The following is a 16,210-nucleotide window of genomic DNA, read 5'->3' as shown; positions in this document are numbered from 1 at the left end:
CCCTCCTATCTCACAGGCGTAGCAGCGGACATCTGGAAGCCGATCGATACCAATTCCGCACAGGTACCTGGCAACATCATGAGTGCACCAGGTGCAAGTAAATAATCAGCTTCAACAAGCATTTCCCGATAACTTTCGGGCAGGACGGATGACATGTTACGCAGCTTCTCTCCATGTTCATCCTGCAGATTCGTTTCCGGAGAGATTCCCTTCCATCTCCGAGGTTCAGCAATCGGCCCTTCCAGCAGATGATCGGATATAAAAATATTCTCGACCAGCACATTCCCGTCAGGCACACTCATGCCCATGATTCTTTTGGCAATGGGCTCGGGATCTTCACCGGTGGCTACCCCATCGGTCATATGGCACACAAGTGGTGCAGGACAATCCTGCATATTCGGAATTTCGGCCTGTAGAATCTTTTCCGCCTGCAGGAACGCCTTCGCAGAATCCGAAAACCGTCTCGGTGTCAGGTCAGGCAAAGAACCGACTGCAGCGATCTCATCAATACCTTTAATTCCGTTCAACAAGTCATATACATCATCACTATATGCTAATATCGCTATGCGATAGCGAGGTGTCAGACGATTTCCCTTCGTGGACCGAAACACCATTTGGCGGATTGCAAGTGATAGTGCATCATAGACAACGTCAATCCGCCGACGATTTTCCAGAACCATATTCATGGAGGCGCTAATATCAATTAAATAAATAATAAGTGCGGGTGTACGCTGTGATGCTTGAATCGTGTAGTTCATCTAGGGTGAGTCACCTCCATCGTTCACATTAATTTATAAGTTGGGCAACGTGTAGCTGTTGTTGCTCAGGAATTTGTTAATGGCACTCATTCGAGCCGCCACTTTGCCGACTCCTTTGAAATAAGCAGCATCGGTATTATATAGATTTTTGAAATCACGGGCATACGATTCCGCATTTTCAATTTTTCTGCCTATTTGGGCATTATACGTCTTATTGTAATGAGCAATCAGCGTGACCACATTCTCGGCACGTTTCTTCTTGAGCGCAGCTTTCTGAGCGATCTCCTGCTGACGTTTAACTTCAGCTGCCGCTTTACGCTCTGCTTCTTGTTTGGCAAGCTTGGCATCATTCTCTTTTTTCCAGACCAGATAAGCTTCATATTTTGCCTGTTTATCGTACTTCTCCTGTTGTGCTTTCTTGGCGGCTTCTTTCTTCTGCTGTTCCTGCTTCACTAGATAGGCCTCATATTTCGCCTGCTTGTCATACTTGGCCTGTAATGCCTTGAGTTCTTCTTCTTTTTTCTTCGCTTCAGCTTCCTTTTGCTTGGCTTCAGCGAGCTTTTTCTTTTCCTCTGCGTCCAGTTTTGCAGCATCGGCAGCCTTTTGCTTTTCTTGCTCTTCCTGCTGTTTGAGCGCTGCCGCCTTCGCAGCTTCAGCCTCTTCTGCAGCCTTGACCTCGGCCAGTCGTGTAGCTTCCAGTTGTTCTTTCTGCTTCACCTCTGCCTGATCCGCGAGTATTTTGACCGTTGGCACGGTTCCTGCCAGCAATACAATAAGCACAGCGGAAGAGATCATGAACTTTTTGGATCTGTAGAAAGGGACCGGTACAGGCTTACTTGTATCCTCTTTTGGATGGAGCTTGGCATCCAGTTCCTTGATTGCAGCCTCTACTTCCATCTGCATTGCACTGTTATGCGGAATGAAATGATACAGCGAACGATACACTTCCAGTGCAGCAGCCGGCTTGTCTTCATCCTCAAGGGCTCTTGCTTGCAGGAATAAACGGTTCACAACCGCTTCCTGATCAGGAGAATGTTGTGTTTGAGCGTTGTTCCCCTCTTGAGCATTCGCCGTTTCACTTGCTGGTTCTGAGTTTTTTTTCAGATTACCATGAACAGCTTCTGGCTGATCAGCACTCTTTTCTTCTGATATCGCAGCTGCCGCCGCATGCGCCTGATGGACGTCTACCGCCGCCAGTGCGACATACCACTCACCAAAAGTTGGACAACTGCTCAGATCGTGACTTTCCCAGGCGCGAATAAACAGATCGGAAAGTTTCGAACCCCAACGCTTCTCCAGTGACTCCCGCATTGCATAATAGCGTTCACTCACCGTTTGCATTTCATGTTGGTCAAAATAGCTTTCTCCCCAAGCTTTCTCTACAATAGCCGGGTCTGACCAGCTTAACATCTCAGCAATAATAACGGCTCCGGCAAATCGGTCAGCATACGAACTCCACAAACCGCTGTGCACTGTTCGGTGGGCCGCATAACCGGGTGACCCGGCAAGCAGGGCATCCGGACGATCCATCTTGGAACCGTACATCTGCTCGACATCCACGAGTTCTACCGCAGACGTCTTCCCCAGGTTCTCCACTTCGGAAAAAAACGGAATCATTACATTGGGTGCGGACATATCGCAATGAGCCAATCCACGTTGCTCCATCGCCGACCCCGTTCCGGCAAGCGCTCTGGCCAGCTTCAGGCTCTCTTCTGCCGTCAACTGTCTTTGATCACTGATCACGTCGAACCAGGTCTGACCTTGCACCCATGGCATCAATACCGCATATAACAGATCGGGATGTTTTCCAATGAGCGCTCCGTTTCTTTCCGGAGTGAGCACATCACGCTTGCATACCTGCAAACCTGGCAGTTCACTATAGGACTCCATATGCTCAGACTGATATACCATAGCCGGAATACGGAATTTAGGAAAAAATACTTTTAGTGCTTTGGCCCCATGAATGGAACCATTACGGGGTATCAATTGATAAACAATCCCCTGCCTTCCGGCTTGGGCATAAGCCAGACCCGGCGCAGCCGGATGTTGCCCAATCGTATAGGCAATGTCGTTAATCACCACTTCATCCCCGGGATTTGGTTGAAAAGACATGCTTATCCCTCTCTCTGTCCTAGTGTCATAGTTGCAACAAAAACCGGGTGTTGTGACAACGCCCGGTTTTTGCTGTAGTTGTACATCTTCAGCTTGCTACCCACCTATAATCCAGGGCGAATTCAGACTTCAACTCGGCCTGATCTATGTAAAGCAGATTAACGAGCTTGGTCAGCTGTACGGAATTTGTTAGCAATAGCTGTAAGTTCAGCGCTGATGCTGTTCAGCGTTTGAACGAATGATTGCATTTGTTTGCTAGCTTCTTGGAACTCCTGGAAGAAGCGTTGTTTTGTCATACCTTCCCATTGTCCTTCCATGCTTGTGATGGATTGAGTCAATGTAGATACGATTTGCTGACTTTGCTCACCGCTTTGTTTAAATTGGTTGGAAACTTGATCAAGCTGCTCTGGGGTAACTAAAATACGTCCTGCCATTGGTAAATTCCTCCTTGGTTTGTGCAATTAATTTTTTACTTGTTCAAATTGTACTATACCAGGATCGATCCGACAAAAGCCGAAGGACCTACTCCTATTTACCCCATTTTCAGCACTTGAAACTTCTCCTAACAGCCTATTTACAAAAAAAATTCACTTTCTGCTGTCCATTTATTCTCCCTGATCAGGAGACCACAGGCTCGGTTCCTCTTCTTCCCCGAAAGGAAGGATCTGTGAATCTCCATGCTACAGGCTCAGGCTGCATGGCCTGCACCAGTGTAGCCGGGGAGCCATCAGGCGGCGCGGCATCCTGTACACGATATACGGCCGCCATTGCGGAAAGGGGATCGGATACAGCTACAGTTGCAGAATGTGCAGGCATGATTTCTCCTGTACGATTGTTCTGAAGAACATTCAGCATATTGACCGCATTACCATAGGCTGTGTTCACATGACTCAGCACGGAACGATACTCCATGTCTGCCTGCTGGAATAACAACGCTTTGCGTCCCAGCTGTACGCTCAACTCCATCAAACGACGAAGCGCATCCTCGCCCAGTCGTTTACTGTGATTCCATTCACTCATCACCGCTGCGCGGGATTCAACCTCCCACTCCAGCGAATGAATTGCCTGATCCAACACTGTCATCTTTTGCTGTATTTGCTCCGCTGCATACTGAATCTGCCTGCTCAGTGCCCGAAGCACATCCGGTTCCACACGAATGCGCATTTACCATCACCTTTCCTCTTCCCCTGCAGGCTGTTTAAGCCAGTCCAGCAGCATCTCGTGAAACTGTTCTCTAGTCGTCAGTGCTGCAACAAGCCAATCATCTGAAGCGGCGGTGCTCATCCGGAACAACCAGTTGGAGACCGCACTTGCAGCAAATGCTGCCGACTGCGACTTCCACCCGTCTTCATTCCATACAAGCAACCGAAGCTCCCCATCTGACTCCTTACCCACCAGACAGCGTGCCAGCGCAAGTGACCCCTCAGGATCACTTGTTTCCTGTGCGAGTTCATCTGCTACGGTCTGTACCTTGCTGTTTTCCAGTTCATTCATAACATCATAAAACTTTTTCTTGGAGCACATTAATGCCGGTTTCTCCGCAGGAGAATGGCCGCTCCATTTCATCCGCTCAATCAGGACATCAATGGCCTCACGAACACTCCCCAGATCGCTAAGCCGGAACGAGTCCGGTACATCGGCAACACGGGAAACTTCAACGACCCGCTCATCCGTGCAATGTATATAACTCTCGTATGACTTGCCGTTGATCGTGTAGCGAATCCAGCAAGCTCTGTCGGACAGTCCGGCAATGGCTACTCTGGAGAAAATGGTCGGTGTCATGATCAGCTCATCCGTCTCCTGATCCTGAATCAGATATCCTTTGTCAAGCAGGGAGGTCTTGACACGCTCCCACTCCATCGCGATATCCTCCGCCATATAGCCCCGAAACGGATCTTCCACACCAAGCAGTCGGTCTGAACCGAGAATACCGGCCAGGAAAAAAAGTTCTTTGGTTTGCAACGTGACTACCTTTTGCTTAGAATCATGAACCGTCAACATTATGAGCCACCTCCCCTCAAACTACAACATGCCATCGGTCACGAATTTCAGAAATCCAATCGGTCATTTTCCAGCTGTCATCACATGGTACTGCACCTTTAACCCTGGAATATTTACGTTTTACATAATAACCTTGACCCGGAGGCAGTACCTTCAGCCCACCTGAACTACCTCCAGATTCCGAATAAGGTATACGGAAGAACGAGAGATCGTTAGGGTCTAAAGTCCCGAACAGCATTCCGCTCTGGGAAGCCTTCACATCCGTTACCCAGTCAGAACCGAAGGTCGGGAAGTCTGCCGGAACCCCGGACAGAATCACGTGAACACCACGGTCCCTTCCTTGACGAACAATCGCTCCCAATTGATCTTTTACATTAAAATCGTTTAGCTGCTTGGACAAGGTGTCCGCATCGTCGATGACGAGCACAAGTTCCGGTCCACCGGAAATCTCGCCTCTTTTCAGAACTTCATCGTACAACTGTTGAATCACAGGTGCAAGCTGTTCTTCTCGAGGTACATGTCCACGGACATGGGGCAAACTGCTGATTTCTCCCAGCCCACCTGCACCATAACGCATATCTATCGTGTATATTTGCACATCTTCCGGAGAAGCATGATAAGCCAGTGATAACATCCAGGTCAACAAAAATGTCGTTTTGCCGCCTTCCATTGGACTCGTCACCATGAAATGCGGACCTTCACGCAGATTAAGCTGGAACGGTTCCAGATCGTCCGTAAGCAGTCCTACAGGTACGGTTACAGAGGAAGTATCCCAAGCCTGACCATATGACCCTGTCCGTATGAGTAGATCCTTAAGTTTGATCTCTTCCGGAAGGGGAGCAATCTGTGGTGCTTCTTCCCCTGTCCAGCCTTGCCGAATCTCAGCGATCGTCCGGCGCAGTGCCGAGGAACGCTTGCCCTCATCCACCCCAGAAGAAGGTAATGCCGCCTGGAACATCAACGGTGGCACCTGTCCTTTAACCAGACCTCTACCTGGCGGAAGTTGGTTTGGTGCCTTGGAAGGTCTTCCCACGGCATAATAATAATCACTTGGATCGGATAATTCAAATGAAACCGCATTGGGAATGTTACTTCTGAATTTCTCAAATACATCCGTTACCCGATTGGCAGTAAGCACAAATGTGATGCCTAGACTGCCGCCTTCACGCAGGATCGTCTCCAGAAGTTCATTTTCTTCCGGGTAGGCATTACGGAATGAAAGATAACCGTCGATAACCACCACAATCTGCGGGACGGCCGCATGAGCTGTCCGACGGTAGGCCGAAATCGTTTTAACTCCCGCCTCCGAGATGATATCTTTGCGTTGTGCTAACAGCTTGAGAATATAGCGGAATAACCGTTTGATCCGGTCTTCCTCCTCAGCCATCATCACGCCACCGATCTGAGGAAGTGCTGCAAAATCCTTCATCATGCGTCCCATATCGATAATGTACCCATGCCAAGGTTCAGTTCTGTGGGAACGTGCCAGGGACATCAGCAAGGTTTGAACAAATGTTGTTTTTCCGAGCCCCGGCATGCCGTACACGACCAGATGGCCTTGATCCACAGGCAGTTCAAGCGGCTGCTGGCGTTGATTAGGGAGGTCATCCAGCAATCCAACCAGTGGTTTCAGACCACTGGCGCCGCCATCAAGCAGCAAATCGCGATTCTCTTCTTCCTGCCAGTCTTGAAGAGATTCCCATTCCAGCGTCTCTGGTAAAGGCGGCAACCATGGTCCTGGCAAACGGCGAATACCTGCATCTGCTGCAGCCTGCGCTACATAGTCAATAAAGACCTGGAGCTGTTTCGGAACATCTTCCCCTTTGAGAACGGCTCTGCGCTCTCCGGTTAACAGAGGTTCCCGCTTACCGTTCAGGCGCACTTCCATGACAGGTAATACGGTCGTTGCGTCCTCCTGCTGGTTATACGGCGCACCACTCCAGGCGAATTGCATCTCTTCAAATACTTCATCACTACCGACCTGAAAATATCCACGCCCCGGCTTCGTAATCCAGGCAGCATTTGGGATCTTGATCATGTCCCTGCTATCTCCCTCACTCTGTACGCGAAGGCAGATCCGGAAACGGGAATTACTCCATATTTTATCGTCCACAACGCCGGCTGGCTTTTGGGTTGCCAAGATAAGGTGAACCCCCAGTGTCCGGCCAATGGCCGCGATACTGATCAATTCATCCATGAACTCCGGCTGATCCCGCTTCAATTGAGCAAACTCATCAATGATAATGACCAGATGCGGGAGCGGCTGTTCATGTCTGGAACGCAAAATCTTGTAATATTCATCAATGTGCTGGAGGTTTCCCGCATCATTTAATATTTTTTGCCTTCTGACCAGTTCGGCACGAAGTGAGATATTCGCCCGCTCGATCAGATTTCCATCCAGATTGGTGATCGTCCCCACCACATGAGGCAGATCGACAAATGTATTGGACATCCCGCCACCTTTATAGTCAATCAGCATGAAGGCCAGATCATGTGGATGGAATTCGGCAGCCAGTGAGGCTACGATGGACTGGATGACTTCACTCTTACCTGAACCGGTTGTACCTGCAATCAGGCCATGGGGACCATGACCCTGACGTTCAATTTTGTCATGCAAGTTAATGGCAATTTTCTTGCCGCCAGCTCTTACACCCATTGGTACGGGCAGGGTGTCAGGATATCTCGTCTGTCCCCACCTGGACACCACATCCAGATCTTCCACACGTGATGTGCTCAGCATATCGAATAACGGAAGTACTTGCGGGATATCCGAAGCAGATGAACGCTTTAACCGGATCGGTGACATATAACGGGAAAGCGCCTCTGCCATCTCCTTCGAGATCACATCAGGCTTGTACGTTTGTTGAATAACATCCGCATCTTCCGTTTTTTTGATATACACCCCTTTACCTTTGGAGGCATCCATAATCAACTGACAATGCATCGGTAGAGACTCCTTGCGATTAGCCAGTATGATGGTGCATACATCAATCTCCTGAGCTGACTCCAGCAGTAGCGGAAGCAACGGTTCTTCTTCAATTAATTGCGTATCGGAGAGAATCACAACGTAACACGGCGTTTGTACACTTTTCTTGTAACGGTCTTCCTTATTGTTACGGCGCCGGTTCAACACGGAAAACAAGCTGTCCGCCAATTGATGCGCACCGCTGTGCCTGTCGGCCATATAGCGTTGTCCCTGGTCTTCATCCCAGATATGGGGCATCCAGCGAAGCCAATCCCATTCCTTGCTGTCCTTCTCTTCATAGAATGCAGCGAGCTTGAGTTCATCAGGCGAATGCCTTACTGTCAGCTGCGAGATGATGACTCGCAGGGAAGCAAGCACTTCCTCCCGATCACCGACCAGTCCCATAACCTTCGATTGGAACAGAGGTAATGTAATCGAAGCATCCGGTACCGTCTGGAATTCGGCCGCAAGTTCATGGGCCGCCTCGATGAGCTCATCCTTTTCGTAGCCATCAATACGCGGAACCTGCAGTTTGATTCGGAATGGAATCTCTCCGGTACCGATGCGCACCTGAAGGAAGTCATCGTCCTCTGGTGAACGTTCCCACAAGGAACTGTTCCGGTTCTTCACCACTTGAAGACACACACCCGGATCACCATGAATTTCGTACAGGCTCTTTACTTGCTCCGCCTGAGCTTCCTTCAGTTCTTCCCGGTGTTTGTCCAGTTGAGCAAGGTACATGATTTTGCGTTCTTCCAATTTTTTGCGATATGATTTCTTGTTGCTCAGATACACGAAGAATGGAATGGTGTAAGAAGTAAGCATCATCATGACCGTCATCATCTGAAACATCATATAATTGCTGTTGTTCATTTTGCCGGTCATATTGATATATACGTAGAAACCAATGCTGACCATGGTCATCATGATCGGCACAATAATGGATATCATGGAAAACGTGGGTTTGCTCGGTTCTGTTGGAGGCCTGAGTATTTCGAGTCCTTCTTCCTTGAGAACCGGTGTCATTCTTGGAGAACGCTGATATAACACATTCACGAAGAGAAGACCTCCTTTAGTTCGTTCAATAGAATGTATACGTTCAAAAGCCCTATTCGTTGCTGTCCTGCTGAAACAATAAACGTCTTCCATATACAGGCGCTTCTTCCGAAGTCGTTGAAAAAGCCCGTTGGACACGTACGCAACTGCCTTGCCTCAGTCCTGTTTCCATTAACTGCTGTGCGTTCTGCGGAGAGAACCACAGACCTTCCGGAAACTTGGCTTCAAGGATGTACTGAATGCCGTCTCCCGGTGCCTGTCCAAAAATCCGAACGCCGAGTAATGTCTTCAAATGTTCAATGGTACATTCGTCCGGAACATCGATGTCGAACCATTCGCCTTCCTCGCGGCCGGAATACACGGTAAGAATCATCCGAATCCCTCCCATGGTCTCATATGTAAATTGTCCTAATGTCAGATTAAATCAAAAAAAAGAGAATGAATCGTTATATCAACCCTATTTTCTTACATAAACACCCTGTTTGCAATGTACCTCCTGTAATTTTGTTACATATGGCCCACGTATATATTAAAATATCGTACATTTGACTCAGAACTTTTGTGGCAGGTATGCATTTAAATATTGCGAGGATGCGAAACTTTTTGTTTTTGTTCCATTTAAATGGGAATCAGTTCAGTTTTTCAGGACTATTATTGCTTCGCCCACAATCCAATTGTGAACACTTTTCAAACACTACCCACCTTTATGTTTTCATAAGCTGATTTTAAGGTAATTTTAAGCATTGGAATTTAATATTACCTGTATGAAATAACTCCCGTGAGGTGATTTCAAGTGAGAACCCTAATAACCTTTCAAAACAAATCAATCCCTGTATATTTTAATCAAGAAAACAAACAGCCTATGCAGAAGACATTAAGATTGCTTAGCAGTGCTCTGGAGCATAAAATTAGCAACGGTAAACGCGCCATTCAAAAATGTCTGCATTCTTTGATTAGTATTGAGATTGTTAACGGAGAAGCTATTCTCCACAGTCGAAGTGAAAATGACTCCCTTGCTTTATCGTTATATTAAAAGGAGTCATCCAAGCCACAAGACATGAAAAAGGAAGCTGTCGCTAAAGACAAGCTTCCTTTTTTGAGGTGTATACACGTTAACAACAGATTAAGATCACTATCGGTCATCATTTAATGCAGTTTGCTTAGGACATAGGCGGCATCATGTTCTTTCGCACTCTCGGCTTTACGAATACGAATGACAAACAGCCGAACCAAATTGGCACGTGTATGTTCTTCCTGACAGGTATTCAGTTTCCTCAGAATAAAGCGGTCAATGGACATGAATTCCGGGGCCCCTTTGTCATTGGATTTACGGATCAATTCTTCCGTGTATCCATAAATAACCAGATAGCGACAGCCCCAAACAGCTTTTCCGCTCTTATGTTAAGCGGTATTTTTCTGAGGTGTAAAATCGTGCAAAAAGCCCTTCCCTTCAAGCTGGAGACGGACTTCTGCATGATTTGTCGAACTTTTTGCAGGCCCATTCTAATCATTCATAAATGCCCTGCTAGTTCACCCTTTTTCGACTTATTTCACTTCCGGATATCCCCAATATGCCAAACGTACAGCTTCCTGCTCACCATGAGCCTTCATGATCACTTATCTATGTCTTTCTTATGGGAAGAGCCCCACGTTGCAATAACTTCTCCCGTATAAGGGTTGATATTCTCCATTGTTTTCTCGCCGGAGCCCTCTATCCATTGCCCATTAATATATTGTTTCGTCCATGTTGTATGTTCGGTGTCCATTAAAGTCATTGAATACGCCTCCTGATCAAGATTGAATGTCACACCTGCAAAATGGTGTAATACTTCATTAACCTTGTTCAGAATTACGCAAACGTGTAGACCTGAATTAACCTTCCATTCCTTAAACTTAAAAAACAATGCAATCCACAGTATTCTGCCGTCCCATACACATCACTCATCTGTCAGGCAGATTCTTCTCTCCAAAGAGGCTCATATCTTTCCAACCATAGCCAACTTCGATCAGATCTTGACCGCCGATGCGGATGGACTGTGTATGAACTGGAGTGCCTCCCATCTTTTCATAGAAGCGGCAAGCTGAATTACGCTCCAAAGCCCATATGATCAAACTTTTCATACTATTATGGGTTCGCAGATGATTAACGACATGTGTGGCCAGTTGCTGACCTATTCCCGTTTGTTGCACTTCCTTCAGCAAATATATGGCGTACAACTCTCCATCATACAAACATTTGCCTTCACGTTCCTTACCCCCACAAGCAAATCCGACAATGTTCCCATCACGCTGTTCAGCTACTACCAGGATCTGATCCTTTTCGCCAGAGCGAATCGTCTTTTCCCATTGGGACAATCTTGACTCTGTAGTCAAATGATCCAAAAAATCGTCGGGCACAATTCCGCGATACGTTGTTTTCCAACTCTCCGTATGTACATGGGCTATTCCCTGCGCATCCCCTTCACGCGCCTGCCTGATCTGCATGGCTATCACTCGCTTTCTCTCGTAACTGCCGTTGCTTTACCATATTATATGTTCTTCTTTCTTTAATTCCAAATTCATCCACTTCAGTCCCTCTTATAGAGGTTGTTCAAAAAGCCCGCTTTTGATTACGAAGGATGCCTAACGGCATCATCAGCATCGAATATGGAATTCAGCCGAAATGTCCGTTGCTCACGTAGTTTTCCCTACGCTCTGCTACTCCATTTCTAGCTTCATCCCATCTTCTCGGTACTGAAAACCAGTCTTTTTGAACACGCACTTATAAAGTAAAATCCGGCCCTAAGGCCGGATCGTTACTCTAGTCCCTACAGAAACCTTGGAAGACAGATCCAGCACATCCGAGTTGTACATGCGTATACAACCACGGGAGACGGATTTGCCAATGGACCAAGGCTCATTGGTTCCATGTATGCCATAATGGGGTGCAGACAGTCCCATCCACAAGACTCCAAATGGCCCTCCTGGATTCGATTGTTTGTTAATAATAGTGAACTCCCCGCTCGGAGTCTGTGTGAGCATCTTACCGGTTGCCACAGGATAGCCCTTAATCACCTGATTGCCATCCAGAAGATATAACATGTGGTCAGACAGATCCACAATGATCCTGTAATCTGGCATAATGACATCCCTCCTGACCTATCTTATGCAAGATACTGGATGATGCCCGCCTGATTTCAGACTTCTTCCCACTCTTTCACACTACGGGAGTGCTTGGGTTTACGACTACTGGCCGGTTTGCTGGAGGCTGTGCGCCTTCTCGTTGCCACCTCTTCTTTACGTTGTTGATATTGCAATTCCTTCTGCATTTTCAGATAATTGCTCAGCCGTTTTTCATCCAATGAGCCATTCTGGGTGGCCTCTTTCACTGCACATCCCGCTTCCCGTGTATGACTGCAATCCAAAAATCTGCACGTGGCAGCGAGCTCTTCAATTTCTCCAAACGCATGCGAAAGTCCGTCATTGCCTTCATCCCAGAGATTAAGCTCACGCATTCCCGGAGTATCGATCAATACCGCTCCCTGCGGAAGAACAAACATCTCTCGATGTGTTGTCGTATGTCTTCCACGACTGTCTCCCTCACGGACGGATTGGGTAAGTTGTACATCCTCCCCCATCATCCAGTTCACCAGCGTGGACTTGCCACTGCCTGAAGAACCTGTCAGCGCAACAGTCAACCCTGGCTGTAGATATCTTTCAAGTAGAGATTTACCTTGGCCCTCCACAGCGGATATCGCCAGCACTTCGACGCCTGGAGCAACCCCCTCTACACTTCGGATCTGTTCCTCCACATTGGCGCACAGATCACTTTTGCTCAGAACAATGACTGGCCTTACACCACCATTCCAAGCCATCATCACGTACCTTTCGAGCCGTCTAAGGTTGAAGTCATGATTAAGCGCAGCTACGATCAGCAGTGTATCTACGTTGGCGGCAATTAATTGTTCCTTCGTCACCGAGCCTGCCGCCTGTCTCGATACCCTGCTCCGACGTGGCACCAGATTGTGAATAATTGCTTCTTCACCTACCTGACCTGTAATCGCCACCCAATCTCCAACCGCTGGTACCAAGCTGGTCTCCAGACTATCATGACGCATTCGGCCCGAAATTCTTCCCCAGCATTCGCCCTCTTCTGTAATCAAACGTTGCAGATGTCCATGGTCTGCGATAATTCTGGCTGGCTTTCTCTCCTGATCTTCCATTCCTGCCTCTTGCCACAGTTCCTGCCACTTTGCAGACCAGCCGTACTTCTCAATATGATTATTTAAAATAAAAATTCCTCCCAAAATAAGTTGTTTACTTCGTTCAAGCCGAGTGAACAATCATCTCCGGTTCAGATCAAAACAAAAAAACCACGAGCAGAAATACACCCGCGGCAATAAATAGTTAGCCGAACCAAGGATCGTCCCTTTTCGTAGATATACCGGATAGAATACTTAACAACCCGCTATAAGCAATTCAGGAACACCCTTTTTCGGCAAACAAAAAAGCCACGGGTGCGTCACCCGTGGCTTCATCTGAGCATGTTACGATACTTCACGTTACAATGGATACTGCTATCCAGCTAACGCAAAATTACATGCTTTGATCCGTTCCGGAGACGCTGTTCATATTCAAATTAACGTATACTGCATTTAAGTTTGTCATAAACAATCGCCTCCCTTGTAGAATTATCCATTATGTTACACACTACGCTTTGCAGTTGTCAAGCCCGAAACTATTTTTACCCGTCTATTCTATTTGACCTGATCCCAACGTGTCCACATTTCCTTCGGATTCAGTTCATAGATCTCCTCTTCCCGATACATGAACTGATGCATGATAAATTCCCGCCGAATGGTCGCAAAATCCTCATGATACTGCTGTATAAATGTGTTGATTTCTTTCTCCGTGTACTTCCGACCGAATTCAAGCTGCTCCACCAGATGCCCAAGTACAATCAGCTTCTTCTTGTATTGAGCTGGAATCTGACGCAATCGTCCATCTTTGGAGAAAAAATTTCTCATAACCGATGCTTTCAACGTTTCGTTCACATCACTCATATCCGTTACCTCCTCTCGCTTGAAGATAAAATCAACCGAAGCCTGTGCATTTTCGTGGATAAACGAAGGATTGAGTGTGAAATACACTGTATTTTTCTCCCGTCTTTCCTTGATCAACGCTGCCTCTCTAAGCTTGGATGCATGATGTGTAACGGTTGGTTGTGACAGATTTAGCCGCTCGGCAAGTGCCTGCCCATGCAGCTCACCCTGGGCCAACAACAGCAGCATGCGGAGCCGGGTCGGGTCAGCCAACGCTTTATGATAAGCCACAATTTTCTCCAGCTGCATCATTGTTCATCTCGCTTTCATTTAGATAAATATCTAATTTGATATTAGTCTTTTCTTCTCTGCACGTCAACTCCTTTGGGTTCAAGTAAGCCCGTCTGAGTTAAACTCACGCTTGAACTGGCATTGGCCCGTTATTTACGGTAGGATTATATTGCTTGAAATAAGGAGCCATTCCTGTAATGAAGTAATTTGAGCTTTGAATGAAAAATGCGCCTTTAGTATACTGGGAATCGTTGTTCCGACCAAAGAACAATACCCACATACGAAAAGAGGCGCACAAATGAAGTATAAGATGAAACAGAAACAGAATCAACGTATTACGCGAATTACAGAAGATACGCTAGTCATTGGAGCAGACATTGCCAAAAAGATTCACGTAGCTAGAGCGGTAGATTTCCGTGGCATTGAATTAGGAAAAGACTGCGTGTTCTACAACGATCAGGAAGGGTTAACTAGGCTAGTAACATGGATGAAAGAACTTCAGGAGGTTCATCTGAAAACGGACATTGTTTTCGGAATCGAGCCTACCGGGCACTACTGGTTTCCGCTAGCCGCTTTTCTGGAAGCTCGAGATATCAAGATCGTCATTGTGAACCCGCATCACGTAAACAAGAGCAAGGAACTTGAGGATAACTCGCCGACGAAGAGTGACTATAAGGATGCCAAAGTCATTGCAGATCTCATTCGAAACGGGAAGTACTCGGAGCCCAAATTGCCGGCGATGGAATATGCCGAACTACGCATCCTCATGAATTTCCGTGAGAAGGTTATGGTGAGTTTAAACCAAGTCAAGGCGCGTGTGCATAACTGGTTCGACCGCTATTTTCCAGAGTATTTGAGCGTGTTTAAAGATTGGGAAGGCAAAACTTCCTTGATGACAATACGCCAGTTTCCGACACCGGAAGAGATCGTCTCTACAGGCGCCAGAGGCGTTCTCGCACACTGGAAAACGGAAGTGAAGCGTGGAGTCGGTATTAAGAGAGCGGAAAAGCTCTTTGCGACAGCCGGGATATCCATCGGGCTTACCGAAGGGTTACGAGCTGCGAGACTGGAGCTTCTGAGCTTGCTCGACCAGTATGAGCTTTTCTCTAAACAGGTGGAAACGACCATGAAACAGGTCATGGACATCTTGAGTGAGATACCGGGAACGACGCAGATGTTAAGTATCCCAGGCGTTGGCGCGGTTACCGTTGCAGGATTTCTGGCTGAGGTTGGCGATCTGAGTCATTACGACCACGGGCAACAAATCATCCGGTTGGCGGGCTTGAATCTAAAAGAAAATAGTTCTGGTAAGCGTAAGGGTAAAACTGGCATTACCAAGCGTGGACGATCTCGACTAAGAGCCCTATTGTTCCGTTGCGTCATGCCAATGGTAGCTAAGAATGAGGAGTTCAAGGCCCTTCACAAGTATTTCACAACACGAAGTCAAAATCCGCTGAAGAAAAAACAGTCGCTAATCGCGCTCTGCGGCAAACTGATACGCGTCCTGCACACGCTGGGGACGAAGGAAATAGAGTACAACGCAAACGAAGTTCTTGGTCCTGTACGACAAGCGCAGTTACAACAGATTGCAGCTTAGTTCAAAGAATCAATAGCCTGAAATCTCGACTCGTTCACAGATGTATAACGAGACAATTGAAGCACCGGAGAAGCCGAAGAATACCATTCCATAAGGGCAACGACCCCGTTTAGGAGCAAGAATCGGCCTCCACCCCTTGGCAGGTAGAACGAAGGAATGTAAGGGCAATGACCCCGCGTGACATGGGAGGGTGAACCCCGAGGGAGATGTGGAGATCCACTGTGCGATCATAAGCATGACCACAGTTTGGATAAAAAATGGAGTCCAAGCTCTGTTCCCGTCACCGGTCATTACAGCAAAATCTGGTTCTGAACCAATATTCCTCCATCAAGCCAAGATGTCGAAGTTGTAAATCTACGAATGGACGAGAAAACAGGCGAAAACATTACTTTATAGTGGGAGGATTAAG

15 protein-coding genes are annotated in these 16,210 nt (G+C 47.3%); 2 read left to right on the top strand and 13 right to left on the bottom strand.

Annotation, left to right across the window (positions count from 1 at the left end; translation table 11 throughout):
• Positions 1 to 5: 5 nt before the first annotated feature.
• The 7 genes from AC1S8V_RS11860 to AC1S8V_RS11830 all read right to left on the bottom strand — a co-directional run bounded on the left by AC1S8V_RS11860 (position 6) and on the right by AC1S8V_RS11830 (position 9,265).
• Entirely contained in the window at positions 6 to 758 is a 753-nt protein-coding gene (locus tag AC1S8V_RS11860; protein WP_145318689.1) for a vWA domain-containing protein, read from the bottom strand.
• Positions 759 to 791: 33 nt separating this feature from the next.
• On the bottom strand, positions 792 to 2,870 hold the full coding sequence (locus tag AC1S8V_RS11855) for a protein kinase family protein (protein ID WP_482073738.1): 2,079 nt from the start codon (positions 2,868 to 2,870) through the stop codon (positions 792 to 794).
• Between the two features lie 158 nt (positions 2,871 to 3,028).
• Positions 3,029 to 3,304: a WXG100 family type VII secretion target gene (locus AC1S8V_RS11850; RefSeq protein WP_017689071.1), complete on the bottom strand. Its 276-nt coding sequence runs from the start codon at positions 3,302 to 3,304 to the stop codon at positions 3,029 to 3,031.
• A 184-nt stretch (positions 3,305 to 3,488) separates the two neighbouring features.
• Positions 3,489 to 4,034, bottom strand: a complete 546-nt coding sequence (locus tag AC1S8V_RS11845; RefSeq protein WP_482073737.1) for a WXG100 family type VII secretion target — start codon at positions 4,032 to 4,034, stop codon at positions 3,489 to 3,491.
• 6 nt (positions 4,035 to 4,040) lie between these two features.
• Complete coding sequence (locus tag AC1S8V_RS11840; RefSeq protein WP_482073736.1) at positions 4,041 to 4,871, bottom strand: hypothetical protein; 831 nt, start codon at positions 4,869 to 4,871, stop codon at positions 4,041 to 4,043.
• Between the two features lie 16 nt (positions 4,872 to 4,887).
• Entirely contained in the window at positions 4,888 to 8,892 is a 4,005-nt protein-coding gene (gene essC / locus AC1S8V_RS11835; RefSeq protein ID WP_482073735.1) for a type VII secretion protein EssC, read from the bottom strand.
• A 52-nt stretch (positions 8,893 to 8,944) separates the two neighbouring features.
• Positions 8,945 to 9,265, bottom strand: coding sequence for a hypothetical protein (locus tag AC1S8V_RS11830; RefSeq protein ID WP_482073734.1), 321 nt, complete (start codon positions 9,263 to 9,265; stop codon positions 8,945 to 8,947).
• Positions 9,266 to 9,685: 420 nt separating this feature from the next.
• On the opposite strand from AC1S8V_RS11830, the gene AC1S8V_RS11825 reads away from it, so the two are divergent.
• Positions 9,686 to 9,925, top strand: coding sequence for a hypothetical protein (locus tag AC1S8V_RS11825; RefSeq protein ID WP_074094612.1), 240 nt, complete (start codon positions 9,686 to 9,688; stop codon positions 9,923 to 9,925).
• A 113-nt stretch (positions 9,926 to 10,038) separates the two neighbouring features.
• On the opposite strand, the gene AC1S8V_RS11820 is transcribed toward AC1S8V_RS11825, so the two are convergent.
• The 6 genes from AC1S8V_RS11820 to AC1S8V_RS11795 all read right to left on the bottom strand — a co-directional run bounded on the left by AC1S8V_RS11820 (position 10,039) and on the right by AC1S8V_RS11795 (position 14,222).
• Positions 10,039 to 10,191 (bottom strand): hypothetical protein, encoded by a 153-nt coding sequence (locus AC1S8V_RS11820; RefSeq protein ID WP_482073733.1) that lies wholly within the window; start codon positions 10,189 to 10,191, stop codon positions 10,039 to 10,041.
• A gap of 314 nt (positions 10,192 to 10,505) precedes the next feature.
• Positions 10,506 to 10,667: a hypothetical protein gene (locus AC1S8V_RS11815; RefSeq protein ID WP_482073732.1), complete on the bottom strand. Its 162-nt coding sequence runs from the start codon at positions 10,665 to 10,667 to the stop codon at positions 10,506 to 10,508.
• A gap of 166 nt (positions 10,668 to 10,833) precedes the next feature.
• Positions 10,834 to 11,376 carry an N-acetyltransferase family protein gene (locus AC1S8V_RS11810; RefSeq protein WP_482073731.1) on the bottom strand — a complete coding sequence of 181 codons (543 nt, stop codon included), beginning with the start codon at positions 11,374 to 11,376 and terminating at the stop codon, positions 10,834 to 10,836.
• 297 nt (positions 11,377 to 11,673) lie between these two features.
• Positions 11,674 to 12,012, bottom strand: coding sequence for a L,D-transpeptidase (locus AC1S8V_RS11805; protein WP_482073730.1), 339 nt, complete (start codon positions 12,010 to 12,012; stop codon positions 11,674 to 11,676).
• Between the two features lie 56 nt (positions 12,013 to 12,068).
• The gene (gene rsgA / locus AC1S8V_RS11800) at positions 12,069 to 13,178 is read right to left on the bottom strand and encodes a ribosome small subunit-dependent GTPase A (RefSeq protein WP_482073729.1); all 1,110 of its coding nucleotides are present in this window, start codon (positions 13,176 to 13,178) and stop codon (positions 12,069 to 12,071) included.
• Between the two features lie 450 nt (positions 13,179 to 13,628).
• Positions 13,629 to 14,222, bottom strand: coding sequence for a DUF2087 domain-containing protein (locus AC1S8V_RS11795; protein ID WP_145321353.1), 594 nt, complete (start codon positions 14,220 to 14,222; stop codon positions 13,629 to 13,631).
• Positions 14,223 to 14,502: 280 nt separating this feature from the next.
• Here AC1S8V_RS11795 and AC1S8V_RS11790 point away from each other — a divergent pair, with 280 nt between their 5' ends.
• Entirely contained in the window at positions 14,503 to 15,801 is a 1,299-nt protein-coding gene (locus AC1S8V_RS11790) for an IS110 family RNA-guided transposase (protein WP_482069891.1), read from the top strand.
• The last annotated feature ends 409 nt before the right edge of the window (positions 15,802 to 16,210 follow it).

The sequence above is a fragment of the Paenibacillus sp. B46(2026) genome, assembly GCF_056786355.1.
The sequence above is the reverse complement of the archived record's forward strand: the minus strand, read 5'-3'. Positions and strand labels throughout refer to the sequence as shown.